This is a genomic window from Streptomyces sp. NPDC048389, assembly GCF_040706335.1.
GTDB lineage: Bacteria > Actinomycetota > Actinomycetes > Streptomycetales > Streptomycetaceae > Streptomyces.
On the sequence record NZ_JBEZKP010000053.1, the window covers coordinates 1 to 24,193 of the forward strand.

26 protein-coding genes and 3 pseudogenes are annotated in these 24,193 nt (G+C 71.2%); 12 read left to right on the top strand and 17 right to left on the bottom strand.

Going from position 1 to position 24,193, the window contains the following annotated elements:
- Positions 1-73 precede the first annotated feature (73 nt).
- From AB0903_RS27550 to AB0903_RS27565, 4 genes are all read right to left on the bottom strand, one after another.
- Positions 74-352: a cytochrome c biogenesis protein CcdA gene (locus AB0903_RS27550; protein WP_366707299.1), complete on the bottom strand. Its 279-nt coding sequence runs from the start codon at positions 350-352 to the stop codon at positions 74-76.
- Between the two features lie 6 nt (positions 353-358).
- Positions 359-931 (bottom strand): redoxin domain-containing protein, encoded by a 573-nt coding sequence (locus AB0903_RS27555; RefSeq protein WP_366707301.1) that lies wholly within the window; start codon positions 929-931, stop codon positions 359-361.
- 90 nt (positions 932-1,021) lie between these two features.
- On the bottom strand, positions 1,022-1,723 hold the full coding sequence (locus AB0903_RS27560) for a Crp/Fnr family transcriptional regulator (RefSeq protein WP_366707303.1): 702 nt from the start codon (positions 1,721-1,723) through the stop codon (positions 1,022-1,024).
- Between the two features lie 176 nt (positions 1,724-1,899).
- Positions 1,900-2,385 (bottom strand): hypothetical protein, encoded by a 486-nt coding sequence (locus AB0903_RS27565; RefSeq protein ID WP_366707305.1) that lies wholly within the window; start codon positions 2,383-2,385, stop codon positions 1,900-1,902.
- Between the two features lie 490 nt (positions 2,386-2,875).
- Here AB0903_RS27565 and AB0903_RS27570 point away from each other — a divergent pair, with 490 nt between their 5' ends.
- Positions 2,876-3,205 (top strand): TfoX/Sxy family protein, encoded by a 330-nt coding sequence (locus AB0903_RS27570; protein ID WP_366707307.1) that lies wholly within the window; start codon positions 2,876-2,878, stop codon positions 3,203-3,205.
- A gap of 46 nt (positions 3,206-3,251) precedes the next feature.
- On the opposite strand, the gene AB0903_RS27575 is transcribed toward AB0903_RS27570, so the two are convergent.
- Together AB0903_RS27575 and AB0903_RS27580 are read right to left on the bottom strand one after the other, a co-directional pair.
- A complete protein-coding gene (locus tag AB0903_RS27575) occupies positions 3,252-3,719 on the bottom strand; it encodes an SRPBCC family protein (RefSeq protein WP_366707309.1) in 468 nt (155 codons plus the stop codon).
- Between the two features lie 8 nt (positions 3,720-3,727).
- On the bottom strand, positions 3,728-4,144 hold the full coding sequence (locus AB0903_RS27580; RefSeq protein ID WP_366707311.1) for an SRPBCC domain-containing protein: 417 nt from the start codon (positions 4,142-4,144) through the stop codon (positions 3,728-3,730).
- A gap of 104 nt (positions 4,145-4,248) precedes the next feature.
- On the opposite strand from AB0903_RS27580, the gene AB0903_RS27585 reads away from it, so the two are divergent.
- Entirely contained in the window at positions 4,249-4,560 is a 312-nt protein-coding gene (locus tag AB0903_RS27585; protein ID WP_366707313.1) for a metalloregulator ArsR/SmtB family transcription factor, read from the top strand.
- On the top strand, positions 4,557-5,024 hold the full coding sequence (locus AB0903_RS27590; RefSeq protein WP_366707314.1) for an SRPBCC domain-containing protein: 468 nt from the start codon (positions 4,557-4,559) through the stop codon (positions 5,022-5,024). The genes AB0903_RS27585 and AB0903_RS27590 overlap by 4 nt, the downstream gene beginning before the upstream one ends.
- A 65-nt stretch (positions 5,025-5,089) precedes the next feature.
- Here the strand turns inward: AB0903_RS27590 and AB0903_RS27595 are convergent, their stop codons facing one another.
- Genes AB0903_RS27595 through AB0903_RS27610 form a run of 4 tightly spaced genes read right to left on the bottom strand, consistent with a single transcriptional unit; the run spans position 5,090 to position 8,243 of the window.
- On the bottom strand, positions 5,090-5,896 hold the full coding sequence (locus AB0903_RS27595; RefSeq protein ID WP_366707316.1) for a methyltransferase domain-containing protein: 807 nt from the start codon (positions 5,894-5,896) through the stop codon (positions 5,090-5,092).
- A complete protein-coding gene (locus tag AB0903_RS27600; protein ID WP_366707318.1) occupies positions 5,893-7,467 on the bottom strand; it encodes a radical SAM protein in 1,575 nt (524 codons plus the stop codon). Before AB0903_RS27600 ends, AB0903_RS27595 begins: the two co-directional genes overlap by 4 nt.
- 31 nt (positions 7,468-7,498) lie before the next feature.
- Positions 7,499-7,807, bottom strand: coding sequence for a mercury transporter (locus tag AB0903_RS27605; RefSeq protein WP_366707320.1), 309 nt, complete (start codon positions 7,805-7,807; stop codon positions 7,499-7,501).
- Positions 7,791-8,243, bottom strand: coding sequence for a MauE/DoxX family redox-associated membrane protein (locus AB0903_RS27610; protein WP_366707322.1), 453 nt, complete (start codon positions 8,241-8,243; stop codon positions 7,791-7,793). The genes AB0903_RS27605 and AB0903_RS27610 overlap by 17 nt, the downstream gene beginning before the upstream one ends.
- A 600-nt stretch (positions 8,244-8,843) precedes the next feature.
- On the opposite strand from AB0903_RS27610, the gene AB0903_RS27615 reads away from it, so the two are divergent.
- Positions 8,844-9,485 carry a carbonic anhydrase gene (locus tag AB0903_RS27615; RefSeq protein ID WP_366707324.1) on the top strand — a complete coding sequence of 214 codons (642 nt, stop codon included), beginning with the start codon at positions 8,844-8,846 and terminating at the stop codon, positions 9,483-9,485.
- A 19-nt stretch (positions 9,486-9,504) separates the two neighbouring features.
- Here AB0903_RS27615 and AB0903_RS27620 read toward each other — a convergent pair whose 3' ends face one another.
- Both AB0903_RS27620 and AB0903_RS27625 read right to left on the bottom strand, forming a co-directional pair.
- Entirely contained in the window at positions 9,505-10,482 is a 978-nt protein-coding gene (locus AB0903_RS27620) for an L-threonylcarbamoyladenylate synthase (RefSeq protein ID WP_366707326.1), read from the bottom strand.
- Between the two features lie 585 nt (positions 10,483-11,067).
- Positions 11,068-11,359: pseudogene (locus tag AB0903_RS27625) on the bottom strand (ATP-binding protein); the annotation flags it as partial.
- 374 nt (positions 11,360-11,733) lie between these two features.
- Here AB0903_RS27625 and AB0903_RS27630 point away from each other — a divergent pair.
- Complete coding sequence (locus tag AB0903_RS27630; protein WP_366707328.1) at positions 11,734-12,129, top strand: hypothetical protein; 396 nt, start codon at positions 11,734-11,736, stop codon at positions 12,127-12,129.
- A 292-nt stretch (positions 12,130-12,421) separates the two neighbouring features.
- On the opposite strand, the pseudogene AB0903_RS27635 reads toward AB0903_RS27630, so the two are convergent.
- The 3 genes and pseudogenes from AB0903_RS27635 to sigK form a co-directional block, all read right to left on the bottom strand.
- Positions 12,422-12,856, bottom strand: a pseudogene (locus AB0903_RS27635) (redoxin domain-containing protein); the annotation flags it as partial.
- Positions 12,857-12,895: 39 nt separating this feature from the next.
- Positions 12,896-13,645: an anti-sigma factor gene (locus AB0903_RS27640; RefSeq protein ID WP_366707330.1), complete on the bottom strand. Its 750-nt coding sequence runs from the start codon at positions 13,643-13,645 to the stop codon at positions 12,896-12,898.
- Positions 13,642-14,166, bottom strand: coding sequence for an ECF RNA polymerase sigma factor SigK (sigK, locus tag AB0903_RS27645; RefSeq protein ID WP_366707387.1), 525 nt, complete (start codon positions 14,164-14,166; stop codon positions 13,642-13,644). Before sigK ends, AB0903_RS27640 begins: the two co-directional genes overlap by 4 nt.
- Positions 14,167-14,621: 455 nt before the next feature.
- Here sigK and AB0903_RS27650 point away from each other — a divergent pair, with 455 nt between their 5' ends.
- The 5 genes and pseudogenes from AB0903_RS27650 (at position 14,622) to AB0903_RS27670 (ending at position 19,145) form a co-directional block, all read left to right on the top strand.
- Positions 14,622-14,861, top strand: a complete 240-nt coding sequence (locus AB0903_RS27650) for a chaplin (protein ID WP_366707332.1) — start codon at positions 14,622-14,624, stop codon at positions 14,859-14,861.
- A gap of 514 nt (positions 14,862-15,375) precedes the next feature.
- A pseudogene (locus AB0903_RS27655) lies at positions 15,376-15,693 on the top strand (MMPL family transporter); the annotation flags it as partial.
- A 287-nt stretch (positions 15,694-15,980) separates the two neighbouring features.
- Positions 15,981-16,748, top strand: a complete 768-nt coding sequence (locus tag AB0903_RS27660) for an MMPL family transporter (protein ID WP_366707334.1) — start codon at positions 15,981-15,983, stop codon at positions 16,746-16,748.
- 65 nt (positions 16,749-16,813) lie between these two features.
- On the top strand, positions 16,814-18,406 hold the full coding sequence (locus AB0903_RS27665; protein ID WP_366707336.1) for a molybdopterin-dependent oxidoreductase: 1,593 nt from the start codon (positions 16,814-16,816) through the stop codon (positions 18,404-18,406).
- A gap of 85 nt (positions 18,407-18,491) precedes the next feature.
- Entirely contained in the window at positions 18,492-19,145 is a 654-nt protein-coding gene (locus AB0903_RS27670) for a fasciclin domain-containing protein (RefSeq protein WP_366707338.1), read from the top strand.
- 159 nt (positions 19,146-19,304) lie between these two features.
- Here the strand turns inward: AB0903_RS27670 and AB0903_RS27675 are convergent, their stop codons facing one another.
- Positions 19,305-20,174 (bottom strand): DUF4394 domain-containing protein, encoded by an 870-nt coding sequence (locus AB0903_RS27675; RefSeq protein ID WP_366707340.1) that lies wholly within the window; start codon positions 20,172-20,174, stop codon positions 19,305-19,307.
- A gap of 633 nt (positions 20,175-20,807) precedes the next feature.
- Here AB0903_RS27675 and panD point away from each other — a divergent pair.
- Both panD and AB0903_RS27685 read left to right on the top strand, forming a co-directional pair.
- Positions 20,808-21,230, top strand: coding sequence for an aspartate 1-decarboxylase (gene panD, locus AB0903_RS27680; RefSeq protein ID WP_366707389.1), 423 nt, complete (start codon positions 20,808-20,810; stop codon positions 21,228-21,230).
- Between the two features lie 236 nt (positions 21,231-21,466).
- Entirely contained in the window at positions 21,467-22,099 is a 633-nt protein-coding gene (locus tag AB0903_RS27685; RefSeq protein ID WP_366707342.1) for an aspartate/glutamate racemase family protein, read from the top strand.
- A 618-nt stretch (positions 22,100-22,717) separates the two neighbouring features.
- Here the strand turns inward: AB0903_RS27685 and gndA are convergent.
- The gene (gene gndA, locus AB0903_RS27690) at positions 22,718-24,160 is read right to left on the bottom strand and encodes an NADP-dependent phosphogluconate dehydrogenase (RefSeq protein WP_366707344.1); all 1,443 of its coding nucleotides are present in this window, start codon (positions 24,158-24,160) and stop codon (positions 22,718-22,720) included.
- Between the last annotated feature and the right edge of the window lie 33 nt (positions 24,161-24,193).

The window sequence follows — 24,193 nt, forward strand, 5'->3', positions numbered from 1 at the left end:
GCCGGGAGTCATACGCCCCCGACCAGCACGAGCACCCCGAAGCCCATGCACACCAGCCCCGTGACCTGCAACTTCACGATGCACACAACTCAATGGTGAACCAGGGCAGGTGCTGCTGGACCTGGCCGGCGACGGGCGCGATGGCGAGACCGAACAAGGCGAACACGGCGGCGAATCCGGCGGTCATCGCGGCGGTCGCGGACAGTGCGCGGGTGACGGCGGCCGCGCGGGTGGGCGTGTCGTCGCCGAGGACGAGGAGGGAGAGGTAGGCGGGCAGGAGGGCGAAGCCGCAGGGGTTGACGGCAGCGAGCATGCCCGCGGCCAGGGCGAGGGCGAGAGGAAGGTCGGACACGGCGCGTCAGCCCACGAGCGGGGTGAGCTTGTCGGCGAGTCCCTTGCCGGCCGGGAGGCTGCCGGTGAAGGCGGTCTTGCCGTCCTTGTCGAGGATCACGTAGAAGCTCTGCTGGGTGATCTCGAACTTCTTCCAGATCTCCCCGGCCTCGTCGGACAGGTTCGGGAAGGTGCCGACCTTGGTGTCGGTGACGAAGTCCTTCATGGCCTGCGGCTTGTCGAGTCCGGCCACCCCGATGACGTTCGCCTTGCCCTGGAACTGGGCGGCGACCCTGGCGGTTTCGGGGCCCTGGGCCTTGCAGGTGGGACACCACGGTGCCCAGAACCACAGCACGGTGGGCTTGCCCGCCAGTGTCGCCGCATCGAACGGGCGGCCGTCCACGGTCGTGCCGGTGAACCGCAGCGCCTCGGGTACCGCTGAACTCCCGGACTGTCCACCGGCCGGCGCGGAGGAGCCGGAGGCCGCGGGAGGGGCTGTGTCTGCCGCGCCTTGAGAGGAAGTGTTGTCCTGGGTGCCGCAGCCGGCCACGGTCAGCGCGGTGGCGGCCAGGAGGCCGGGGAGGACGAGGCGGGCACGCATGAAAGCGTCACTCCTGGAGGTCGGGGTCGGCTGAACTGTAGGCCGCGCGGGCGGGTTCGGTGCGGGCCCGGTGCTTACGGTTCGGTGACGTCAGCCCGCGTGGTCCGTGAGCCGCTCCGGGTCCAGGACGGTGATGCGGCCCCGGGCCAGGCGGATCAGGTGCTGGTCGGCGAAGTCGCGCAGGACCTTGGTGGTGGTCTCGCGGGAGGTGCCTGCCAGAGCGGCGATCTGCTGGTGGGTCAGCGCGATCTGCGGGCTGCGGGCCCCGAGTACGCGCGGCCGGGTCTCTGCCGCGAGGGTCAGCAGGGTGGTGGCGATGCGCTGCGGCGCGGACTTGAACACGCTGTCGGACAGGCGCTGTTCGAGGTCGGCGAGCCGTCGGCCGAGGATCTCGGTGATGCGCGCGGAGATCCGGGCGTCCGCGAGGAGGAAGCGGTGGACGTCGGTGCGGCTCATGACGCAGACGGTGACGTTGTCGAGGGCTTCCGCGAAGTTGTCGTACATCCGCTGGCCGAGGAGCACCATCTCACCGAAGATGGTGCCCGGGCTGATGATCGCGGTGGTGAGGGCGCGGCCGTCGGCGGAGACCCGGAAGATCCGGACTCGGCCCTTCTTGAGGATGAAGAGCACCTCGGAGGGCTGGGACGGAGAGTACAGCAGTTCGCCGACGCTGTAGCTCTTCATCGGGGCGGCGGCGGCAACGGCGTCCATCTCCGCCTCGTTCAGGTCGCGGAAGATGTCGACCTCCGAGATGCACCAAGTCTTCTCGGGGTCGTCGCCAGTGTGGTTCATGTGGTGGGGTTCCTCGCGTCGTCCCGGTGCCCAGGGCGGGGGCGCGGCTCCCCTCGGCGGGCTGGCCAGCGTGTTCGCGCTGCTGGCCAGACAGTAGTCGTCCGGGGCGCCGAGAAGAGGCTCGGTACCCCGGAGCGGTGAGCCGGGGCCAGGCGTTGACGCTGGTGGTATCGGTGTCATCCTGCGGCCCGGCCGGTCCGCTCGCCCGCCATCTGAGCGATGAGGGAGAAGGTGATTCCGGCCAGGAGCCCGAAGACGAGGTGGCCGCCGAGGCTGGAGGCGGTGACGTCGTTCCATTCGAAGACGGGCATGCCCATGTTGGCGGGGATGATCCACAGGGCGCCGAGGAACCACCACACCGCGCCGTAGGCAAGGCCGAGGACGATGGCGGGGGCGAGGCGCTGCGCGAGGTGGCCGAACACGACGCCGAAGGCGGTGCCGGCTGTGAGCGCGATCGCGAGGTGGATCAGCCAGCCCACGAACGCGTTGGTGGAGCCGAGGAGACCCGCGACCATCGTGATCATCGCGGTGTCCATCAACGGCCGGGAGACCGACATCCAGATCCCGAACCCGATGCCGCCGACCAGGCCAGCCGCGGCGCCCCACACGGCATGGACCGGGATCACGGCGGTCTTGGGGGATACATGTGCTGCGGTGGCCATAGTGATCAACCCATCCGGTGGACGAGCTCTGTCGCTTTCGCCCCCGACGCTAGGACCCATGGAAGGGGCCGGTATGTGACCGTGCTTACCTACGTGGCGGTAGATCCAAGCCACGACCGGGACACGCTGTGTCCGCGGCTGCCGGACATCGGGCCACGACCGGCATCCGCGCGACAGCCGACGTGCGCCACGCCGGGTAGCTGGGCCGGGCAATCGCAGGGGATCGGCGGGAGGGTGGAGCGGGGGTGGTGGCGCTGCCACGCGAGCAGGTGGCGGCGCTGCTCCCGCACCGCCGGGAGTCTCTTGTTCGGTTCCTCCGTCTGACGCCCTTGAGGGCCGTGTCGCCGCAGGTGGGTCCGGCTGGTGGTCTCACCGGTTGCTCCACCTGCCCGGGGTCACCGATGCTGCGTCGAGGGAGGGTGCTCCGTACCCGGGGCACCGCGTACTGCCCGACCAGGCACGTCGCTGGAGCCTGGGGGAAAGTGGTCCCATGACGTACGACGAAGGTCTTGCCCAGCGGATCAGGGAGGAACTCGGTGAGCGGCCGGACCTCACCGAGAAGCACATGTTCGGCGGTCTCTCCTTCCTGCTGGTCGGAAACATGACTGTGGGCGTGGTGGGCGACGAGCTCATCGCCCGCGTGGGACCGGACCGGGCGCAGGAGGCGCTCGCCCGGCCGGAGGCCAGGCCCATGGACTTCACCGGCCGTCCGATGCGCGGCTGGGTGACGGTCTCAGGTCCCGCTCTCGCGGAGGACGCGGTCCTGCGGCACTGGGTCACGTTGTCGCTGGCCTTCGCCGGCACGCTCCCACCGAAGTAGCAGCCGCAGGCCGGCCGCCGGGCCCGCCGGTGGCGCGCCTCGGCCATCACCCGGAGAGGCCGGGCCGGTCCCGCTGCTCCAGCAGGGCCTTGAGCCGTGCCAGGTCCTTGCTCTGGGCGCGCCGCATGGCTGCCGCCATGAACGGGGCGCCGAGCGTGGCGAAGCCGCTGGGCTCGCCGCGGTTCCGCAGGGTCATGCGGGTGTGGTCACCGGTTTGCCCGTACGGCTCCCACTGGTACGTGGTCTCCATGGGGAAGGGGCCCTGGCTCGTCCGCATCACCAGCCGGCGCCCGGGCTCGTATGTGGTGATCTCGTACGTGTAGGCCAGGCGCCGACCGAGGAAGCGGGCGACGAACGCGATCCGGGAGCCGAGCCCCACGGGCGGTGGGGTCTGCCACTCGGCGGACGAGATGTTCACGTACCAGAGCGGCGCGTGCGAGGGGTCGGCCGCGTAGGCGGCGACCCGCTCGCACGGGACGGCGATCACGGTCTCGGTCCGTACGTCGACCTTCATCGGGATCCTCAGACGGTGAAGAAGGGGTTGGGGGTGCCCGTCTCGGCGTAGTCCTGCAGGCGGGTCATCAGGATGCCCCACGTCTCGCTGATCATCGGGATCTCGGCCTCGCCGTCCGGGAACCCGGAGTGCGAGAAGGCCACGTGGGTGCCGTCGGAGGTCCCGGTCAGCTCCCAGGTGATGGTGGTGCCGGCCCAGTCGGGCGGGAACACGCCGACGTTCACCCAGACCACACGGTTCTCGTCGGCCTGGTCGCGACGCAGTTGGAAGGGCTCGGGGACGCCCGGGAAGTTGAAGTACAGGACCTCGTCCTTGCGGTTCACGTCGTTCGTCCACCAGCCCGTGAGGCCGTCGTGCGTGTTGAGCGCTTCGAGGACGCGGGCCGGGCTGGCGGCGATGTCGGTTGCGTAGGTGATCGCGGTCATGACGTGCTCCTGGTGGTGCTGGGGATTCTCCTGGGTTACTTAAGTCGAGACTAAAAGAAGTGGCTCCTGGAAGGCAAGCTGAAGCCTGGGCTAAAATTCGGAGCATGGACGCGGTACAGGTCGTGGCGGAACCCAGACGGCGCGAGATTCTTCGGCTGATCTGGGACGACGAGCTGTCCGCGGGGGACATCGCGGCCCGCTTCGAGGTCACGTTCGGGGCCGTGTCCCAGCACCTCAAGGTGCTGCGGGAGACCGGTCTGGTTACGCTGCGCAAGGACGGGACGAAGCGGTTCTACCGGGCTGACCGGGAGGCGCTGGGCCCGCTCGCCGACTACCTCCAGGCCATGTGGGGCACGAAGCTCGACACCCTGGCCCGGCTCGCCGAAGAGGCCGAACGGAACGAGAAGCCCTCATGACGACCTCCGCAACCCCCATGGACACCGTCACTCTGGAGAGGCACATCGCAGCCCGCCCCGAGACGGTCTTCGGGTTCTTCACGGACCGCGAAAAGTGGCTGTCCTGGATGGGCGCCGACGGAATGTTCTCCTTCGAACCCGGCGGCGCCTACCGCACCCGGGTCACGGGCGGGAACATCGCCTCCGGCCACTTCGTCACCGTCGACCCGCCCAAGCGGCTCGTGTTCACCTGGGGCTGGGAGGCCGGGCCCATGCGCGTCCCGCCCGGCTCCACCACGGTGGAGATCACCCTCGAACCCACCGCGGACGGCACCCTCCTGAGGCTGGTCCACAGCGGACTCCCCTCCCCAGAGGCGTGCGCCGCACACGCCGAGGGCTGGCAGCACTACGTCGACCGGCTCGCGACCCGCGCCGAAGGCGACGACCCCGGCGCGGACGCCTGGATGCAGCAGCCCGAGGGCTGAACCCCTCCTCGTCGCTTTCGTGACGCCGTCGGCGCACTACGGCAGAGCGGAGGAGCCACGGGCGATCAGGAGTCTCCACCCTTCTCGGCGATCAGCAGGGCGTAGCCGAGGGAGCCGTCCGTTACGGCTGTGCGGGCCGCGTCGAGGACGGCGGGGGCCGCGTCGAGGTCGACGCCGGCGGCGGTGAGTCTGTCCAGGGCGGTCATGCGCAGCAGGTGCAGGCGGGCCTCGATCTGGTCGATCATCCGCAGCATGGCCTGGTCGTGGCGTTCGGTGCGCAGGGTGCGCAGGCCCGCCGCGGCGAGGATCTCGGCGTACTGGTCCAGCGGGCGCGCGTCGGCGATGCAGGCGATCCGGGCGCCGAGACCGGTGAGCTCGGGCGGGAGCCGGTCGGGGGCGACGGTGACGTCCGTGATGCCGAGGCGGCCGCCGACCGTGAGGACGCGGGCGAACTCGGTGGCCGCCTGTGCCTTGTCAGGAAACGTGCACAGTGCGCACTCACAGACCACCGCGTCGAAGACGCCCTCGGGGTATGGCAGCAGTTCGGCGTCGCCGGTGGTGAAGCGCACCTGGCGGGTGAGCCCCGCGGCCTGGGCGGCGCCCTGGGCCAGGGCGGTGTTGGCGGCGGAGTAGTCCACCCCGTCGACCTCGGCACCGTAGACGTCGGCGATCAGCAACGCGGTAGTGCCGCGTCCCGAGGCCACGTCGAGGACCCGCGCGCCTGGGGGCAGTGCGAGGGCGTCGGCGAGGCGGCGGGTCAGCGCGGTGCCGCCGGGGTGGTAGGAATCGCCGAGCAGGAGGGCGACGACGTCGGAGGAGTAGGCGGCGGCGCAGCACGCCTTCAGCTCGTCGCCCGTGGGTGGCTGTGTCATGACGGGGACTCCGCTTCTCCCGCGGCGCTGAGGGAGGTCTTCGATCCGTACGGGGTGTCGGTGAGCCGTCCGACGAGCGGCAGGGCGTTCGGTACGACCGGGGCGACGGGGACGCTGGACATCTCGGCGCGGACCTGTTCGCGGTACCCGACGGAGTTGTATGCGCAGAACGGGATGAGGCGTCCGTCGGGGGTGATCTCCTCGACGCAGCACTTCATCAGCTGCTTGACGTTGAGGGTGTAGGGGTCCTGGAAATCCTGGACAACGATCATGAACGCCCTGTCGTTCAGCTGCTTCACCGCCTCCGGCAGGTCGATCCCGCACCCGTCGGCGCAGTCCAGGGCCTCGGCCGTGGCGCGGAGCTTCTCCTCGGTCGTGGCCGTGCCCATGAACGCGGAGGCGGACCAGAGCTTCTCCAGGGCCTCGCGGATTCCGGCGTCGGGCATGACGCGGTTGGTGACGTAGTCGAGGTGGTCCTCGACGTTCAGCAGCCTCGGGATGGGCACGACGGTGAAGTTGCCCGGTTCGCCGTCCACCAGGAGATAGGTGATGGAGCGGCAGGTCGGGAAGCAGCACGGCACGGGGAAGAAGTCGCCTTTCTGGAACCAGGCGGGCCGCTGCTCGTTGATGAGCCGGATGACGTCGGGGTTGGTGAGCCGCTGCAGGGGGTCGAAGGCGACGTGCCGGCCGGAGTGGGTGACCGGCTGGAACGCCACCGAGCGGACGGCGGGGTGGTCGATGCCGTACTCGATGATCGCGCCGAGTTCGTGCTCATTCAGGCCGCGCTCGACCGCCGCGACCAGGGTGACGGTCAGGCCGACCTCGGCGCAGTTGTCCAGGGCCCGCTGCTTGAACGTACGAAGGTCCCTGCCGCGGATCTGAAGATGGGTGCGCTCGTCGAAGCCGTCGAACTGCAGGTAGATGTTTACCGAGCGGCCCGCCACCTGATTGCGTTTGCCGAGCTCGGCGACGAAGTTCCTGTCGGTGGCCAGGCGGATGCCGTTGGTGTTGAGGTTGACGTTCTTGATGGGGCGGGTCTGGGCGAGGTCGATGAAGTCGAGGATGTGCTTGTGGATGGTGGGCTCTCCGCCGGAGAGCATCACCACCTCCGCCTCCCCCTCCGAGGCGACGAACGCGTCAAGCATCCGTTCGCACTGCTCGTGGGTGATGGAGTAGCCGTCGCTCTGGTGGCCGGAGTCGGCGAAGCAGATCGGGCAGTCCAGGTTGCAGCCGGTGTTGACCTCGATGATGCCGAGGCAGGCGTGCTGTTTGTGCTCCGGGCACAGCCCGCAGTCGAGCGGGCAGCCGTCCTTTACTTCGGTCTGGAAGGTGAGCGGGATGGCGCCGGGTTTGTTGAAGCGGGCCGAGGGCAGGTACTCCTCGGCATCGCCGTACACCAGCGCCTCGAACTCACCGTGCTCGCGGCACCGTTTACGCAGGAACACCTTGTTCTCGCGGATGTTGACCTGCGCGTCGACGGGCGTCTTGCACAGCGGGCAGATCGACTTGGTGAACTCCACGAACACCTCGTCCCGATCCACCTTGCGCCTGGGCGCGGGCGCCTGGGTCATCGAGGAACTCCTCTCCTGCAGGGGCGGCCGCTCAGCGGTGGTCGCCGCCCGGATCGACTTCTTCGTGTGGCGGGGGCTCGGCCGGTACGGTCGGGCAGCAGTCCTGCGGTCCCGCGCCACGGCGGCGCCGGGCCCGGCATCGCAGGGCGCAGCCGGTGCCGGCGAGGAGCACCACCGCCCCGACGGTGATCAGCCACGGGATGGCCAGGGCCCCGCCGACGGCGCCGAGCGGCCCGCCGGCCACGAGCAGCGGGCCGGCGCAGGACACCACCATGACCAGCCCGGCACCCACGGCCGGTGCCATGCCACTGAGACCGGAACGCTCACGGAGTGCGGACATCGCGGCTCGCCCCCTTCCGGTCGTGCGAAGGAGCGGGCGCCTGGCGTGCGGAGCGGATCAGCACGGCGGCGTACAGCAACGTCGCAGCGTCCTGGAGCAGGACGAACCAGCTCAGCCGCTGGGTCAGGTAGCTGCCGAAGCAGCCGCAGTTGGCCACGGTGAGCCCGCGTGCGTACGCCTGTGCGGTCAGTAGCGACCACACCAGCGACACCGTGGTGAACACCCACACCGGAGCCAGGGCCCTCGAGCGGGGACGGGCCAGGAACCAGACGCCGCACACCAGCTCGCCCCCGATCAGCGCCACGGCCAGCGCGGTCGCGGCGCCGCCGGTCACCAGCCCGTACGCGGACAGGATGGCGGGCATGGAGGGGAAGGAGGCGAGCTGGCCGATGGCCATCGCCGTGTACACCGTGCCCAGCACGATCCTCAGCACCATGATCCGAACGTAGGCCCCGCAGCGGGGCGAGAACTGTAAGCGCGCTCACCGAACCGCTGTCGGATACGGGGCACGATCAGCAGTACGAAGTGGTGTCCGCCGCGCGGCCAAGCCGGAGTCCCAGGGGGTTCGGGAGGTGCCAGGTGAACGGTCGGAAGCCCCCTCGCCTGTCACGGCGGCAGGCGCTGAAGGGTGCGGGCGTGGTCTGCGCCGTCAGCCTGGTGCTCGCGGGCGGGGCGATCCTCGGCGGGCAGTTGCTCTCCGACAAGCCCTCCGCGGATTCGGCGAGGAAGTCAGCGGTGAGCGGGCGGCCGGCGTGGGCGAGGGCGTTGAGGACGGTGATGGTGTCGGTGCCGGGGCGGGGCCCGTTCGGCCGACAGCCCAAGCAGCGCCCCGCTCGTTGTACGGGTGTGCAGGACGAACGAGGAGCTACAGACCCCTACGGGGCCGGGCGGCTGCGCCACGCGCTGCGGTTCCGCATCGAGACCGTCCTCGCCCGACGCCTGGGAGTGATGCCGGGGCCGGCAGCGCCGCCCGACCCGGCCCTGTCCGGAGGGACCAGGCGGTGCGACGGCAGATGCCGCCTCGTAGGCTGCCGCCATGACCGAGACCCAGACCCCGACGCCCCGCGACGCCTTCAACCTGCTCATGGCCGGTAACCAGCGCTTCGTCGCCGGCACCCCCGAGCACCCGAACCAGGACGCCACCCGCCGCACCGAGACCGCACCGTCCCAGCAGCCCTTCGCCGTGCTGTTCGGATGCTCCGACTCCCGCCTGGCCGCCGAGATCATCTTCGACCGCGGCCTGGGCGACCTGTTCGTGGTTCGCACCGCCGGGCACGTCACCGGCACCGAAGTCCTCGGGTCGATCGAGTTCGGGGTGAGCGTCCTGAACGCGCCGCTGGTCGTCGTCCTCGGCCACGACTCGTGCGGCGCCGTCGCCGCGGCCTGCTCCGCCCTCAAGGACGGACAGACGCCGGGCGGCTTCGTCCGCGACGTCGTCGAGCGGGTCACCCCCAGCGTGCTGGCAGCCCGCGCCGCTGGCCGCGAGACGCCCGAGGAGATCCTGGCCGAGCACATCGAGCACACCGTGGACCTGCTGCTGGAGCGCTCCCGCGTCCTGGCCGAGGCGGTCGCCGCCGGCCGGACCGCCGTGGTGGGGCTGTCCTACCGCCTGGCCGACGGCAGCGCACAGCTCGTCGCCACCCGCGGCCTCGACGCCGCGGCGGCCACCGCATCCTGACCGCCCCGACCGCAGCCGCTCACCCGGAGGTTCGGGGCCCAGCTGCTCGGCGCAGCCGGTTGCCGATCGCCAGCCCCAGCCCCTCCTCCGCCGGAAGGCACGCAACGATGAGATCGCACCCCCGCTCGTCGAGCTCCCGCAGGAACCCGTACAGCCCGTGCGCGTAGGCGTCCAGCGAACCGGGCAGGGCCACCACGGCGTGCGCCTTCACCTCAGCGCCGACGAGGGAAGAGGGAAGGAAGACGCCCACCTGGTGCCCCGCATCCTGGGCGAGCTCGGCTTCGGCGACGACCTTCCCCGGCTCGACGAGGACGACCCGCGCCCGCGGCGCGTAGTGCGACGGGTGCTGGCCCGGCACCCGGACGCCGCTCGTTGACGGAACCGCGACCGGGTGCCCCAGCGCAGCTTCGAGGTCCTCGCGTGTCACGCCTCCGGGCCGGAGGATGGCCGGCATGTCGCCCGTGACGTCGACGATGGTCGACTCGACGCCGACCTGGCAGGGGCCGCCGTCCAGGACGAAGTCGACGGCGTCCCCGAGCTCCGCCCGGACGTGGGCGGCGGTGGTGGGGCTGACCGAGCCGAAGCGGTTGGCGGACGGCGCCGTGACACCGCCGCCGAACGCCGACAGCAGCGCGAGCGCGACAGGGTGGTCGGGCACACGCACGGCCACCGTCTCCAGGCCGCCGGTCGCCTCCAACGGCACCCGGTGGCCGCGCCGCAGGACCAGTGTCAGCGGCCCGGGCCAGAAGTGTTCGGCCAGCAGGCGCGCGGCCTGGGGGACCTCCTCGACCCAGTCGTCCAGCTGCTCCGCAGCGCCGATGTGGACGATCAGCGGGTGGGAGGGCGGGCGTCCCTTGACCTGGAAGATCCGTGCGACAGCGTCAGGGTCCTCGGCGTTGGCGCCCAGACCGTAGACGGTCTCCGTCGGCAGGGCCAACAGGCCCCCCGCGCGCAGCACACCCGCTGCCTTCTCGATGTCAGTGGCTATCGCCGTCACCCTCGTACTTCCCTCTCACGGTATCCGTTCACGTCCATGGTCTCGCCGGCCCATGACGACGACACCACACACGCCCTACCGCCCTCATGATGCCTCCCAGGCCGCATGGTCCGGACGCGTCAACCGGGCCACCGCCTCGCAGGGGTCCGAACGTGCTGCGTCCCCGGGTCCGGGCAGGTACCGGGGCCGCCGACCTGCACAAGTCCATGAAGACCTTCGACCCGTGCACGCGTCACCCCACCAACGCCCGCCCCGCCGGCAAGGACACGCACGACGTCAACGTCCCGCCGCCCCGGCCTGGCACGATGCCCTCATGCAGCCGCTGCCCACACCGTGCCCCGCCAACCTCGTCCCCGACGCGACCACGGTGGACGCCTTCAACGCGGCGTACCGGCAGCAGCACGCGGTGTTCGTCGCCGTGGAGAACCAGGGCCGGCGCTGGACGGTGAAGGCCGACGCACTCACCGCCGGTTCGCACCACACCGTCGCCGACAAGGCGTACGACGCGATCCGCGGCGCCGTCATCCGCCTGATCCACGCCCGGGAGATCCGCTCCGACTCCTCCGCCGGCCCGGTCTACTTCGTGCCCGGATCCCCAGCCCGCGCCATGGGCAGCGTCGGGTCGCTGTCCCACACGGTCACCTCGACAGCACCCCTCGCTGACCTCCAACGTCAGCAGACACGGACCGGGCGCGTACTTCCGGGCGTTCGTCACCATCTCGCTGACGACCAGCTGCACCATGCCCATGACGTGCACGGACACCGGGAGCCCGTGCACGGCCTGCACCTCGGTCAGGAAGCCGCGGGCCAGGTCCCGGGCAAGGGCGATCTCCTCGCTGCCCTCGAACGCGGCGGACACCGCTGTGGAACGCTCCACGAGACGCTGCTGGCCCTCGTCCTGCCCTGCCGTGCCCGTACAGCCCGCCTCACGTCCGAAGCGCCGGTCTATGCCCAGCTCAGTTACCCCCGAAACTTCACGGCACTCCCCAGACAGGCGTGATCCGGCCTGTCCGCTCTCACTGACAGGCTGCCGCTCGTCTGCACACCACGCCGCCCGCACCCACTGACACTTCTCGTGGCAGACCGACTGACGTCTCCGTGGCAGACGACAGCACCGACAGGGCCCGCTCGGCGGACGTCATGTCAACGGCGTGACAGGAAGAAAGATCGGCGACAGCATAATTACCATCCGGTAACTGATCGGTATTCCCGTGTGCCTGCTCCTGTCCGCAGCCTGGTCGAAGGAATCCCATGTCCCCTGCGCGTTCCGCGCTTGTGCTCGCCGGGCTGATGGCCTCGGCGGGAATCGCTCACTTCGTCGCACCGAGGAAGTTCGACTCGATCGTGCCGCGTTCCCTGCCGGGCAGCCCCCGGCTCTGGACCGCGGCCAGTGGCGTGGCTGAGCTGACCCTGGCCGCGGGCCTCGTGCTACCGGCAACCCGGAGGGCGAGCGCCCGGGCCACCGCCCTGTTCTTCGCCGGGGTGTTCCCGGCGAACGCCAAGATGGCCTATGACTGGCGTTACCGCTCTACGATCGCGAGAGCCATCGCCTATGGGAGGCTTCCCCTCCAGGTCCCGCTGATCCTCTGGGCCCGCCACGCCGGGCGCGAGAACGTCAGGCGTGGTGCCGTCGGCGTCGACAGGTGAGGAGAAGCAGCGCCGCGAGGGTGGCGACGGCGGTCTCCGGGGTGTTGACGGTGCCGGCCCCGGCTCGGGTGTCGTGCTCGCGCATCCACGTCATGCAGACCTGCCGCCCGCGAACCGCCCGGCATTGCGCCGGACCGGACGGTGGCCGGACCTCTGATCAGCGTCTCCGACGAACACCCCCGGACCCGGTGACACCACCCCCCAGGTCATGCCTTCGACAGGGGGCAACAGTCATGCCGGGCCCGGAGGCCAGCGGCCCTCTTGCAGGACCGCGAAGAACATGACGGGGCGGGTAGGTGGCGCCTACGGCGGTGACGTGTTTCCCGTGCAGGCGGCCGTGGCCGTTGATGATGCACACCGACCGGCGCAGGCCGATCAGGGGTGCGCTGATCCCGAAGGACTACGCCACCGCACGTCCCTCGTCGGGCAGCAGGGGCATGCGCAGCCTGCGGTTGCGGGCGAACTTCTCATGGCTGTCGAGCCCCTGGGGGCTGATACCCCACACGGTGGCACCGGCGGACTGGAGTTGCGCCAAGCCGTCGGAGTAGGAGCACAGCTGTGCGGTGCACACGGGGGTGTCGTCGCCGGGGTGGAAGGCGAGGACGAGAGGCTTGCCGCGCTGCTCGCACAGGGTGTAGTCGCGGCGGTGGAAGGTTTCGCCGTCAAGGTGCCCGCCGGGCAGGCGGAAATCACCGACGATGTCCCCGATCTCCGGGATGCTTGCCATGAGGTACGTCGATTGCCGATCGATGCGGGGCGCGCCGGGTCAGGTGGGAAGGGTCATCAGGAGCAGGGGTGCGGTGGTGGGCTGGGGGGAGCCTCCGGCGGGTTCGAGGGTGAGCCCGACGGCGCCCGCGTCGGCGGGGTTGCCGGTCAGGATGACGGTGCCGTCGCCGTGGATGAGTCCGGCCGGGCGCATGGTGCCGTCGTGGTCCAGCCACAGCTGGTAGGTCTTGCCCGCGCCGGGTGCGGGCAGGTTCGCGGCGGTGAAGACGGCCCTGTTCTGCCGCTCGGAGGCAACGACGGTCGTCAGGGCTCCGTTGGCGGCCCGCCCGTGGACGGCTCGGGCGTCGGGTGCGGCCAGCACGGCACTGACCGCGTCCAGTTGTTGCTGGGCCTGGCGGGCTTGCTGCTTGAGTTCCTGCCCGTTCTGCAGCTGCCACACCGTCGCGCCGCCGAGTACGGCGGCGGCCACGCTGGCGGCCATCGCCAGCGGCAGGGCCTTGCGGCGCAGCAGGCCGCCGAGAGCGGGTGCGGCGGCGGGTGCGGGGATGCGTGGCGGCAGTTGGCGCACGCCGTCGATGGCGGCCATGACCTGTGCCTTGGCTGCCGTAGGCGGTGGCTGGGCCACCGCTGCTGCCAGGCGTGCCGCGGTCGCCTCGAACTCGGCGGCCTCTAGTCGGCATGCCTCGCACGCCTGCAGGTGGTCTTCGAAGGCTCCGCGTTCGTCGTCCTCGAGAGCGCCGAGGGCGTATGCGGCGGCGAGGGTGTGGGCATCGGTGGCGTGGTGTTTCATGTGGTCACCCCCATGCAGTCGCGGAGCCGGATCAGCCCGTCGCGCATGCGTGTCTTGATCGTGGGAAGAGGTGTGCGCAGGGCTTCGGCGACTTCACGGTAGGTCAGTCCCCGGTAGTAGGCCAGGGCCACCGCCTGCCGCTGCAGCTCCGTCAGGCCGCGCAGGCAGCGGCGCACCTGCTCGGACTCCAGGCGGGTCTCGACCTGCTCGGCGACCTCGTCGAAAGCGGTGGTGTGCTCGCGGGCAGCGTGGGCTTGTTCGCGGTCGGTGGCGGCCTGGGCGGAGCGGACCCGGTCCACGGCCCGCCGGTGGGCGATCGTCGCCGCCCACGTCGTCACCGCGCCGGCGTCAGGCCGGTAGCGGGCGGCCTGACGCCACAAGTCGATCATGACCTCCTGGATGACCTCCTCAGACTGCGCGCGGTCGCGCACGACCTTGACCACGATCCCGAAGACAGCGGGCGCGAGGGCGTCGTAGAGGGCGGAGAACGCCTGTTTGTCGCCGTGGGCGACCTTGTCCATGACGTGGGCCAGGTCGGTGCGGTCTGCGGCCGACCCGGGGCCGAAGGGGAGCGGCTGGTTCACCTGCGGTGCTCCGGCCGTGGAGAGAAGGCGAAGGGGCGGCCGGGGAAGGCCGCCCGTGGGCGGGGTGTCCATCGCATGCCAGTCCTTGACGTGTCTCGCAAGTGCCGGCCGGACCGCCCCACGGGTTTGGTCCGGCCACCGCACCAGGTGGGCGTGTCAGCAGTTCTTCGTAGCGGACGGGCGTGCGGATGGGAGGGGACTTCGTCACCCGTACCCCCGGCAGTTCCCCCGTTCGAGGGAAACGCGCCGTGCCGGCCCAGCCGCCGTGCCGGCCCAGCCGCCGGGCCGGCGGCCGCGAAGGGACGGGTGAGGGAAACATGAGATCGGCGGTTCCCTCACCGGCCGCGCGGACCGCCCGCACGGCTGCAGGTATCCCATGGGAGGTAGTCGAGATGGTTCGTGTGCGACGAGGTCTGGCGGTGGCGATGGCGGCCGGTGCGGTCCTGATGGGGGGCGCGTCGGCGGCGTCGGCCGACGCCGGCGCACAGGGTGTGGCCGCGTACTCGCCGGGCGTGGGCTCGGGCAACCTCATCCAGGTGCCCATCCACATCCCAGTCAACGCCTGCGGCAACACCGTCAGCGTCATCGGCCTGCTCAACCCGTCCTTCGGCAACACCTGCATCAACGCCTGACCGGACGCCGAGGGAAGAGCCCCGGTCCGCCGCCGACAAGACGGCGTGGCGCGGACCGGTGACCTGCCCCGGCTGCGGCGTACCAGGCAGTCCTGGGGACGCCTTGCACGCACCGTGAGCCGGGCAGGTCTGCTGCGGGTGGCTGTCGGCACAGCCACCCGCAGTACCCCGTCCTTGGCCGGGCCTACCAGGTGAGGACCGCGATGACCTGCTTGCCGTGGTCTGAGGGGCTGACGAAGAGTTCCGCGCCCAGCGCCCGGACAATGTGCAGGCCGCGCCCGCCCGGTCCGGTCCGCCGGGTGCGGTTGTGGTGTCCGGACAGGTCGGGGGAGCCGTCGCTGACGGCGGTGCCGGCCCGTCCCGGACTGATACTGAGGGTGAGTGCGTAGGGGCCATCGGCGCGCAGGACCGCGTTGGTGACCAGCTCGGAGACGATGAGCGCGAGGTCGGCGCCGTGCTGTACGCACTGGCCCGGCCGGGCTGGCTGTCCATCGACGGCCAGACCCAGGGCATCATGTTCGTCCTGGTCGTCGGTGCCAGCACCGACTACGCCCTCCTCCTGGCCGCCCGCGCCCGCGAAGAACTCGCCGGACAGGTCGACATCGGCCGGGCGATGGCGGCAGCGTGCCGGGCCACGGCACCGCCCGTGCTGGCCGGCGCCGCGACCATCGCCTGCGCCATGATGACGTTCGTCCTCAGCGACCTGCCCTCCGAGCGGGCCCTGGGGCCGGCGGTGGCGATCGCCATGGTGTGCTGCACTGCCGTGTCGCTGACCTTCCTGCCGGCCGTGCTGGTGCTGTGCGGGCGGCGCGCGCTGCGGCCGCACCCAGGCGCGCGGCCGGGCGGCAGGTGGGCCCGGCTGGCTCGTGCGTTGGAGCACCGGCCGCGCCGGGTCTGGACCGGCTGCCTCGTCCTCCTCGCCGCCGGAGCGGCCTTGGCGCCGCTGCTCGCCCAGACCGGCGTCCCCCTCCACCAGGCCCTGCCGGCCAGGGCCCCCTCCGTGGCCGGACACACCGTCCTCGTACGCCACTTCCCGGCCGGCACCGCCAGTCCACTGGTCGTTCTCGCCCCTGCGCCCGGTCGGCCGAGGTCCGCGACCGGATCGCTTCGACACCGCGCGTGGCGGCCACAGCCGCAGTGTCGGCCGGGCCCTCCGCGGGGGTGCAGATCCTGGCGACACTGTCGGACACCCCGGACAGCGCCCGCGCGCGGCACACGGTTTCCCGGCTGCGGGCCTCGCCGGCCGGGACCGGGGCACTGGTCGGCGGACAGAGCGCACAGCTCGCCGATCTGCACCAGGCATCGGTGCGCGGCGACCGGCTGATCATGCCCTTGGTGCTGGCAGCGGTCCTGGCCGTCCTGCTGCGCTGCCTGCTGCTGGTCGCAGCCGCCTGGGTCAGCCTGTTCACCGCGTTCGGGGCCGCCGCACTCCTCTTCCAGATGGTGCTCGGCAGCAGCGTGACCGAGCCCGCCGTGGTGCTGTTCTCCTTCGTCTTCCTCGTCGCGCTCGGGGTCGACTGCAACATCTTCCTCGTCCACCGGATCCGCGCCGAAGCGGTCCGGCACGGCACGGCGGCCGGGGTGCGCGGTGGGCTGGTGACCACCGGCGGCGTCATCAGCGCCGCCGGCCTCATCCTGGCCGCCACCTTCGCCGCACTCGCCGTGATGCCCTTGCTCTACCTCGCTCAGATCGGCTGCATCGTCGCCATCGGCGTCCTCATAGGCACCCTCCTCGTACGCCTCTTCCTCGTGCCGGCTCCCATCCTCGACCTCGGCCCACGTGCCTGGTGGCCCGTGCGCCTCCCGAGTGACCGCCGACCCGTCACCGGCCCCGCCCCACAGGCCGGTGGCCCTGGCCGCCCCGCCGCCTCCACGCCGGCTTCGTAAGGCAACACGGCGAGCGGTTTCACCCCTTCGGGGGTCGGACCAATCCGCCGGGCAGGGGTTGCCGAATGCAGGGTGTGAGCAGCTTCCGCAGCAAACTCGTCCGCGCCGCGCTGGGCGCACTGGCCGGACTCCTGGCCGCGTTCACGGCCCTGGCCGTGGCCGAGCTGGTGGCCGGACTGGTACGGCCCGCCGCCGGGCCGGTGACCGTGGTGGGCGGCGTGGTGATCGACCGGACGCCTGCCGCGGTGAAGGACTTCGCGATCCGCACGTTCGGTGAGAACGACAAGACCGTCCTGCAACTGGGGATCCTCGTGATCCTCGCCCTCATCGCCGTCGCCCTCGGCATCCTCGCCCTGTCCCATCGGCGTGCCGGTGCCGCCGGGGTGCTGCTGTTCGGGATCGTCGGCGCCGCCGCGGCCCTCAGCCGCCCCGACTCCACCGGCATCGGCGACGCGCTGCCCTCGATCGCAGGAGCGGTCGCGGGAGCTCTCGCCCTGTACGTGCTGGCGTCCAAAGCCGCCCCCGCGGCTGCCCCGGCTGGTGGGGACGGCGAGGGAACCGCCGGAGTGTGGAACAGGCGCGGGTTCCTCACCGCGGCCGGCGTGACCGCCGTCGCCGCGACCTCGGCCGGCGCACTGGGCCGGTACTTCACCGGTCGGCAAGGCCAGGGCGCCATCGCCTCCCGGGAGAACTTGGTCCTGCCCAAGCCTGCCTCCCCGGCCCCCGCCGTACCGGCCGGCGTCCAGCTGAAGGTCCCCGGCATCACGGCCTTCACCACCCCCGACTCCGACTTCTACCGCGTCGACACCGCCCTGACCGTTCCCAAGGTCGACGCCGGCACCTGGCGGCTGCGCATCCACGGCAAAGGGGTCACCCGCCCCCGCACCTACACCCTCGACCAGCTCCTCGACCGCCCGCTCATCGAACGCGACATCACCCTGACCTGCGTCTCGAACGAGGTCGGCGGCCCCTACATCGGCAACGCCCGCTGGCTCGGCATCCCCCTCGCCGGCCTCCTGGAGGAAGCCGGCGTCCGGCCGCCGTCGAAGGGCGGGCGGGCGGATCAGCTGGTAGCCCGCTCCGTGGACGGCATGACGCTCGGCTCCCCGGTGGAGGACGTGATGGACGGCCGCGACGCCATCCTGGCGGTCGGCATGAACGGCGAGCCGCTGCCCTTCGACCATGGCTTCCCCGTCCGCATGCTCGTCCCCGGCCTCTACGGCTACGTCTCGGCATGCAAGTGGATCGAGGACATCGAGCTCACCACCTTCGACGCCTACGACCCCTACTGGGTCAAGCGGAAGTGGGCCCGCAGGGCGCCCATCAAGACCCAGTCCCGCATCGACACCCCCAAACCCTTCGCCCGCCCCGCCGCCGGCCCCGTCATCGTCGCCGGGGTCGCCTGGGCCCAGCGCCGCGGCATCACCCGCGTCCAGGTACGCGTCGACGACGGGCCCTGGCAGGACGCCGACCTCGCAGCGCAGGACACCATCGACACCTGGCGCCAGTGGTCCTACCGCTGGAACGCCACCCCCGGCGGCCACACGATCACCGTCCGCGCCACCGACGGCACCGGTCAGCTGCAGACCGAAGAGCGCACCCGCACCATCCCCGACGGGGCGAGCGGCTGGCACAGCGTCTTCGTCACCGTCCCCTAGACCACCGGACCCGGCCTGCAGGCCGGGTCCGGGCAGCACAACACAACCCACCCCTGAATAAACAGCTCACCAGGAGCGCAAGATCATGAACAGCATGAAGATCCGCCGTACCGCCATCGCCGTCGCCGCGGCCGCCCTGCTCCCCCTCTCCCTCGCCGCGTGCTCCGACTCCAGCGGCGACACCAAGGCCGCAGCCCCCAGCACGGCCGCTGAGGACACCGCGACGACCGGCGAGAGCACCCCGGCGGGCGACACCATGACCGGTGACCAGCCGTTCGGCCCCGCCTGCGCCGGCGTGCCCAAGGAAGGCGCGGGCTCCTTCGACGGCATGGCCAAGGACCCGGTCGCCACTGCCGCCTCCAACAACCCGGCCCTGTCCACCCTGGTGACCGCGGCGAAGCAGGCGGGCCTGGTGGACACCCTCAACAACGCCCAGGACATCACCGTCTTCGCCCCGACGAACGACGCCTTCGCCAAGATCCCGAAGGCCGACCTCGACAAGGTCCTCGCCGACAAGGCGACCCTGACGAAGATCCTCACGTACCACGTGGTCGGGCAGAAGCTCACCCCCCAACAGCTGGAGAACGGCAGCTTCGAGACCCTCCAGAAGGGCATGGTCACCACCACCGGTTCCGGAGAGTCCTACAAGGTCAACGACACCGCCAACGTGGTCTGCGGCAACGTCAAGACCGCCAACGCCAATGTCTACATCATCGACACCGTCCTCATGCCGAAGTAAGCCTTCGCGCGAGATCCGAAAGCCCCGGTGGCCCTGCACCCCGTCCTCCACGGAAGGGCGCAGGGCCACCTGCTTGACCACGGCCCAGCCGGATGACCCGGTCGGTCGGTCCGGGCGCAGCAGAGTGCTGCGCCCGGACCGACTGCGCACGGGCCGTGTCTACTTCTGGTTGATGGGCAGAGCCAGGTCGGTGACCTGGTACATCTTCGGGAACGCGCCCTTGCCGGTGGCCTTGCCGGTCAGCACGTCGACGGCGTAGAGGCGGTAGGAGCCGCCGGTGCCGATGGCAGCGAAGCCGTGGTTCATGCCGGTCTTGGAGTCGGAGTAGATGTCGAAGCCCGCGTCGAGAGCGGCGTCCACACCGAGGTTCCCGGTGGGGGCCAGGGTGCCGGCGTTGGCGGGGGACTGCAGGGAGATCCGGTCGGCCATCGTGTCGAGGTCGAACAGCGTGGTCGCGGTCGCGGCGTTCAGGTCGTTGTTGGTGTACGCGGCGCCGGTGACCCCCATCGCGGTCGACGGCGGCATGGTCGGGTTGGTCAGGGTGCCGTCGACGATCGTGGTGAGAGGGGCGGCTGCGTCGTCGATGTTGTGCCGCAGGTTCTGCCCGGTGTTGGAGATGACGCGCAGCCGGTTGGCGGCGGGGTTGAAGTCCACGCCGAACGTGCTGCCGGCCAGGGCCACGGTCAGCTGGGAGACCTTCATGGCCTTGGCGTTGGTGGTGTTCAGGGTGTAGATGCCGCCCTTGTCTCCGACCCCGTAGAGCCTCTCGTTCTGGACGCGGAAGTCGATGCCGACGAGCTTGGTGTCGCCGGACAGCCCCGAGACCTTGCCGAGCGACCAGGTCTTGGACGGCTTGTGGACGTCGAACTCGACGAGGCGCTGGTCGCCGGTCAGGCCGATGGCGTGCAGGGCCTTGTGGTCGTGGGCGGGCAGCGTCTTCGAGGCCGTCTCGGACGCCGCCAGCGCGGGCGCCGCGCACAGGGCGGCCAGGACGACTGCGGAAGCCGCAGTCACGGTCCGGTTGCGCATGTTCACTCCTTCATCGGGCCTGGGCCAGGGTGGCCCAGGTCTCGTGGTGCATTCGTCACCGGTGCCGCAGGGGACAGGTGCCCGGGACGGATGCCACCCGCATGGCCCAAGGGGCGCCGCCCCAGGCTGGGCTGCCCCGAGTTTCGTAAAGTCCGGTGATCTTGTTTCAGGCGGACTGCGGGGTCTGCTCCTGGCTCTGCCAGAAGTCGCGTTCGTACTCGGCAGGTGGCACGTAGTCGAGCGCGGAGTGAAGACGCTCTTCGTTGAGCCGTAGGGCCCCCTTTCAGGTGGAATACGAGGGCCTGGGCCGGCTGACCCGCGGCGGCGCGGGGCACGCTCCCGGTCGGCCGCCTTCGCTCCTGAACGCCGCCCGGACCGCCAGGGTGACGGTGATCACTGGTGCCCTTGGAGGAGTGCTGCGTAGGCTTGTGCCGTCGTCGCGGTGGGGTCCGGGAGAGCGGGTGAAGCCTCATCCAGTCGCCTGATGACGCGTCAGGAAAGTCGGCAAGTGGTCAGCATGAGTCCTGAAGAACCTGGGGAATGCTGCCCGAACATGCGACTCGTTGTAGGGTGGGGAAACCGCACTTGACCTGCAAAAACGCAGGCAGGGAGCCTATGTCCAGGAGTACCTCGATGATGCGCACCATGTTCAAGTCCAAGATCCACCGGGCCACCGTCACCCAGGCCGACCTCCACTACGTGGGCTCCGTCACCGTCGACCGCGACCTCATGGACGCCGCCGACCTGCTGCCGGGCGAGCTCGTCCACATCGTGGACATCACCAACGGTGCCCGCCTGGAGACCTACGTCATCGAGGGGGAGCGCGGCTCCGGTGTGATCGGGATCAACGGCGCGGCCGCGCACCTCGTGCATCCCGGGGATCTCGTCATCCTCATCAGCTACGCCCAGGTCGAGGACGCGGAGGCGCGCACCCTGGTGCCGAGCGTCGTGCACGTGGACGCCGACAACCGGATCGTCGCGCTCGGTTCCGACGCCTCCGAGCCCGTGCCGGGGAGCGACACCGCGCGCAGCCCTCAGGCGGCCGCCTCACTCTGAGCCGTTTCCGGGACATGGCCCCCGGAGGCCGTCCTCAGCACTCATCTGCCGCCGGCCACCAGCCACGCATCGCGGATGATCGACACGACAAGCGGGCTCCGGGTGTCGGCCTGTTCCCCGGGCCGGATCAGGCCGCCTCGTGCAACTGCTCGCCTCCTCCGAGCCGGGAGACGCTTCGCCTGCGCCCGCCGTGCCCGGCTGAAGCCGTGTGCGCGGAGGTGCGTAGCATCCCGGCCATGCTGGTGCTGCTCCACACCTCCGCCGTTCATGTGCCCGTTTTCGACGGGCTGAGGGACGGCGACCATCCGTCGCTGGCGATGCGGCACCTCGTGCACGAGGAGTTGCTGGCCCGGGCCGTACGGGAAGGGCCCGAGGCCGTGGCCGGTGACGTGGCCGCCGTCCTCGCCGAAGTGGTCGCCGACGGTGCGCGCGCCGTTCTGTGCACCTGCTCGACGATCGCTGACGTCGCGGAGGCGTGCGGGCCCGCTCTCGGCGTGCCGGTGCTGCGCGTCGACCGGCCGATGGCGGCCGCGGCGGCCCGGCACCGGCGGATCGTCGTGATCGCGGCGCTGCAGAGCACGCTGGCGCCGACCACCGCCTTGATCCGGGACGAGGCGGCGGGCCGGGAGACCGAGCTGCGGACGGTGGTCGTCGAAGGCGCCTGGGAGCGGTTCGAGGCAGGCGACCAGGACGGCTATCTGGCGGCGGTGGCCGCCGCCGTGGACGAGGTCGGCGACGCGGACGTCGTCGTGCTGGCCCAGGCTTCGATGGCTGGTGCCGCGGAGCGCACGAGGAGCCGCGTGCCCGTGCTGGCCAGCCCTCGTCCCGGTCTGCGGGCGGCGGCGGCCGCGGTGGCGGCCAGCTCCTGAGCCGCCCCCGCCACGGGCGTACTCGGGCATCACGGGCATACTCGCCGCCACGGGCGTGCTCAGCCCACGGGAGTGCGCAGGCACCATGAGAGTGCTCAGGCATCACGCGCATGCTCAGGCACCGTGGGCGAGCCACGCTCATCGGCGCAGCGCCCCGACGGCGGTGCGCCCCCGGCACGCCGCCTGCGCCGCCGAGATCGTGCAGTCCTTCGGGGAGTGGATCCGGTCCGCGTGGGAACGCGGACCGGAAGACATGCGCGACGTACGACTTCGCACCCTGGAGGCCGGCATGACGCACCCCTACCCCGACCCCGCACCACCGGTGCCGACGCCCGACCCCGGGGCGCCGCCGGACCCGGGTCCGCTGCCCGGGCCGGTGCCGACGCCGAGCCCGCCGCCGGTGCCCTCACCGGATCCGATCCCCAAGCCGCCGGGGCCGAGCCCCGATCCCGTTCCCGAGCCCGAACCGCAACCGGGACCCGCCGGGCCGTAATCACCTGTCCGGCCGGGACCCGGCGGGCCCTGACCCGGTCCGGCCGGGGACCAGCCGGTCCCTGACCGGGCCCGCCGCCTCGGCCGGATCGACCGGATCGGCCGGCCCTGGCGGGACAGGAACGGTCAGCCCGCGTCCACCTCCGTGCGGTCACCGCCCCAGAGGGTGTGGAACGACCCCTCCCGGTCGGTCCGCCGGTAGGTGTGCGCGCCGAAGAAGTCGCGCTGCCCCTGCGTGAGCGCCGCGGGGAGCCGCGCGGCGCGCAGCGCGTCGTAGTACGCCAGCGCCGCGGAGAAGCCCGGTGTCGGTACGCCCTGCCGGGCGGCGGTCGCGACGACCTGCCGCCAGTCGTCCTGCGCCGCGCCGATCTCTTCGGCGAACTGCTTGTCCGCCAGCAGGCTCGGCAGGTCCGGCCGCTCGTCGTACGCCCCGCGGATCCGGTCCAGGAACGCGGCCCTGATGATGCACCCGGCTCGCCAGATCGCCGCCACGGAACCCGCGTCCACGTCCCAGCCGTAGGCGTCGCTGCCGGCCTGCACCTGGTGGAAGCCCTGCGTGTACGACACGATCTTGGAGGCGTACAGCGCCTGCTCGACCTGGTCGGCGAAGCGCGCCGCGTCCTCGGAGGACAGCGGCTGCGGTTGTGGGCCGGGCAGGGAGCGCGAGGCGTCCCGCAGCCCGGCGTGGCCCGACAGGGACCGGGCGAAGACCGCCTCCGCGATCCCCGACACCGGCACCCCCAGATCGAGGGCGATCTGCACCGTCCAGCGACCCGTGCCCTTCTGCTCCGCCTGGTCCATCACGACGTCGACGAACGGCTTGCCCGTCGCCGCGTCCGTGTGCGCCAGCACCTCCGCGGTGATCTCGATCAGATACGAGTCGAGCCGCCCCGTGTTCCAGGTGCGGAAGGTCTCCGCGATCCGCCCGGGGGAGTAGCCCGCGACCGCCCGAAGCAGGTGGTACGCCTCCGCGATGAGCTGCATGTCGGCGTACTCGATGCCGTTGTGGACCATCTTCACGAAGTGGCCGGCGCCGTCCGGTCCGACGTGGGTGACGCACGGCGTGCCGTCGGGGGCCTTCGCGGCGATGCTCTCCAGCAGCGGACCGAGTGAGGTGTACGACTCGGCCGAGCCGCCGGGCATGATGCTCGGACCGTGCAGGGCGCCCTCCTCGCCGCCGGAGATGCCGACGCCCACGAAGTGGATGCCGCGTTCCCGAAGCTCCTTCTCGCGGCGCCGGGTGTCGGCGAAGTGTGCGTTGCCGCCGTCGATGATGACGTCGCCCTCCTCGAGCAGCGGCGCGAACTCCTCGATCACGGCGTCCGTCGCCTCACCCGCCTTGACCATGATCACCAGACGGCGCGGCCGCTCCAGCGCGGCGACGAACTCCTCCGCCGACTCCGCGGCGACGAACGTGCCCTCGTGACCGAACTCCTCCACCAGGGCGCGCGTCCTGGTCGCCGTGCGGTTGTGGACGGCCACCGTGAAGCCGTTGCGGGCGAAGTTGCGGGCGAGGTTACGGCCCATCACCGCCAGTCCCGTGACGCCGATCCGAGCTGTTCCGTTCATGCGTGTGCTCCTGGAAGTCCGTAGGAAGTCCGT

Bases quoted from the DNA above. Each gene is read 5' to 3' on its own strand.
- panD (WP_366707389.1), top strand. From the start codon at position 20,808: ATGATGCGCACCATGTTCAAGTCCAAGATCCACCGGGCCACCGTCACC.
- AB0903_RS27630 (WP_366707328.1), top strand. From the start codon at position 11,734: ATGTCCCCTGCGCGTTCCGCGCTTGTGCTCGCCGGGCTGATGGCCTCG.
- AB0903_RS27675 (WP_366707340.1), bottom strand. From the start codon at position 20,174: ATGCGCAACCGGACCGTGACTGCGGCTTCCGCAGTCGTCCTGGCCGCC.
- AB0903_RS27560 (WP_366707303.1), bottom strand. From the start codon at position 1,723: ATGAACCACACTGGCGACGACCCCGAGAAGACTTGGTGCATCTCGGAG.
- AB0903_RS27615 (WP_366707324.1), top strand. From the start codon at position 8,844: ATGACCGAGACCCAGACCCCGACGCCCCGCGACGCCTTCAACCTGCTC.
- sigK (WP_366707387.1), bottom strand. From the start codon at position 14,166: ATGGACAAGGTCGCCCACGGCGACAAACAGGCGTTCTCCGCCCTCTAC.
- AB0903_RS27565 (WP_366707305.1), bottom strand. From the start codon at position 2,385: ATGGCCACCGCAGCACATGTATCCCCCAAGACCGCCGTGATCCCGGTC.
- AB0903_RS27595 (WP_366707316.1), bottom strand. From the start codon at position 5,896: ATGACACAGCCACCCACGGGCGACGAGCTGAAGGCGTGCTGCGCCGCC.
- AB0903_RS27665 (WP_366707336.1), top strand. From the start codon at position 16,814: ATGCAGGGTGTGAGCAGCTTCCGCAGCAAACTCGTCCGCGCCGCGCTG.
- AB0903_RS27600 (WP_366707318.1), bottom strand. From the start codon at position 7,467: ATGACCCAGGCGCCCGCGCCCAGGCGCAAGGTGGATCGGGACGAGGTG.
- AB0903_RS27580 (WP_366707311.1), bottom strand. From the start codon at position 4,144: ATGACCGCGATCACCTACGCAACCGACATCGCCGCCAGCCCGGCCCGC.
- AB0903_RS27685 (WP_366707342.1), top strand. From the start codon at position 21,467: ATGCTGGTGCTGCTCCACACCTCCGCCGTTCATGTGCCCGTTTTCGAC.
- AB0903_RS27605 (WP_366707320.1), bottom strand. From the start codon at position 7,807: ATGTCCGCACTCCGTGAGCGTTCCGGTCTCAGTGGCATGGCACCGGCC.
- AB0903_RS27570 (WP_366707307.1), top strand. From the start codon at position 2,876: ATGACGTACGACGAAGGTCTTGCCCAGCGGATCAGGGAGGAACTCGGT.
- AB0903_RS27575 (WP_366707309.1), bottom strand. From the start codon at position 3,719: ATGAAGGTCGACGTACGGACCGAGACCGTGATCGCCGTCCCGTGCGAG.
- AB0903_RS27650 (WP_366707332.1), top strand. From the start codon at position 14,622: ATGGTTCGTGTGCGACGAGGTCTGGCGGTGGCGATGGCGGCCGGTGCG.
- AB0903_RS27585 (WP_366707313.1), top strand. From the start codon at position 4,249: ATGGACGCGGTACAGGTCGTGGCGGAACCCAGACGGCGCGAGATTCTT.
- AB0903_RS27555 (WP_366707301.1), bottom strand. From the start codon at position 931: ATGCGTGCCCGCCTCGTCCTCCCCGGCCTCCTGGCCGCCACCGCGCTG.
- AB0903_RS27640 (WP_366707330.1), bottom strand. From the start codon at position 13,645: ATGAAACACCACGCCACCGATGCCCACACCCTCGCCGCCGCATACGCC.
- gndA (WP_366707344.1), bottom strand. From the start codon at position 24,160: ATGAACGGAACAGCTCGGATCGGCGTCACGGGACTGGCGGTGATGGGC.
- AB0903_RS27590 (WP_366707314.1), top strand. From the start codon at position 4,557: ATGACGACCTCCGCAACCCCCATGGACACCGTCACTCTGGAGAGGCAC.
- AB0903_RS27610 (WP_366707322.1), bottom strand. From the start codon at position 8,243: ATGGTGCTGAGGATCGTGCTGGGCACGGTGTACACGGCGATGGCCATC.
- AB0903_RS27670 (WP_366707338.1), top strand. From the start codon at position 18,492: ATGAACAGCATGAAGATCCGCCGTACCGCCATCGCCGTCGCCGCGGCC.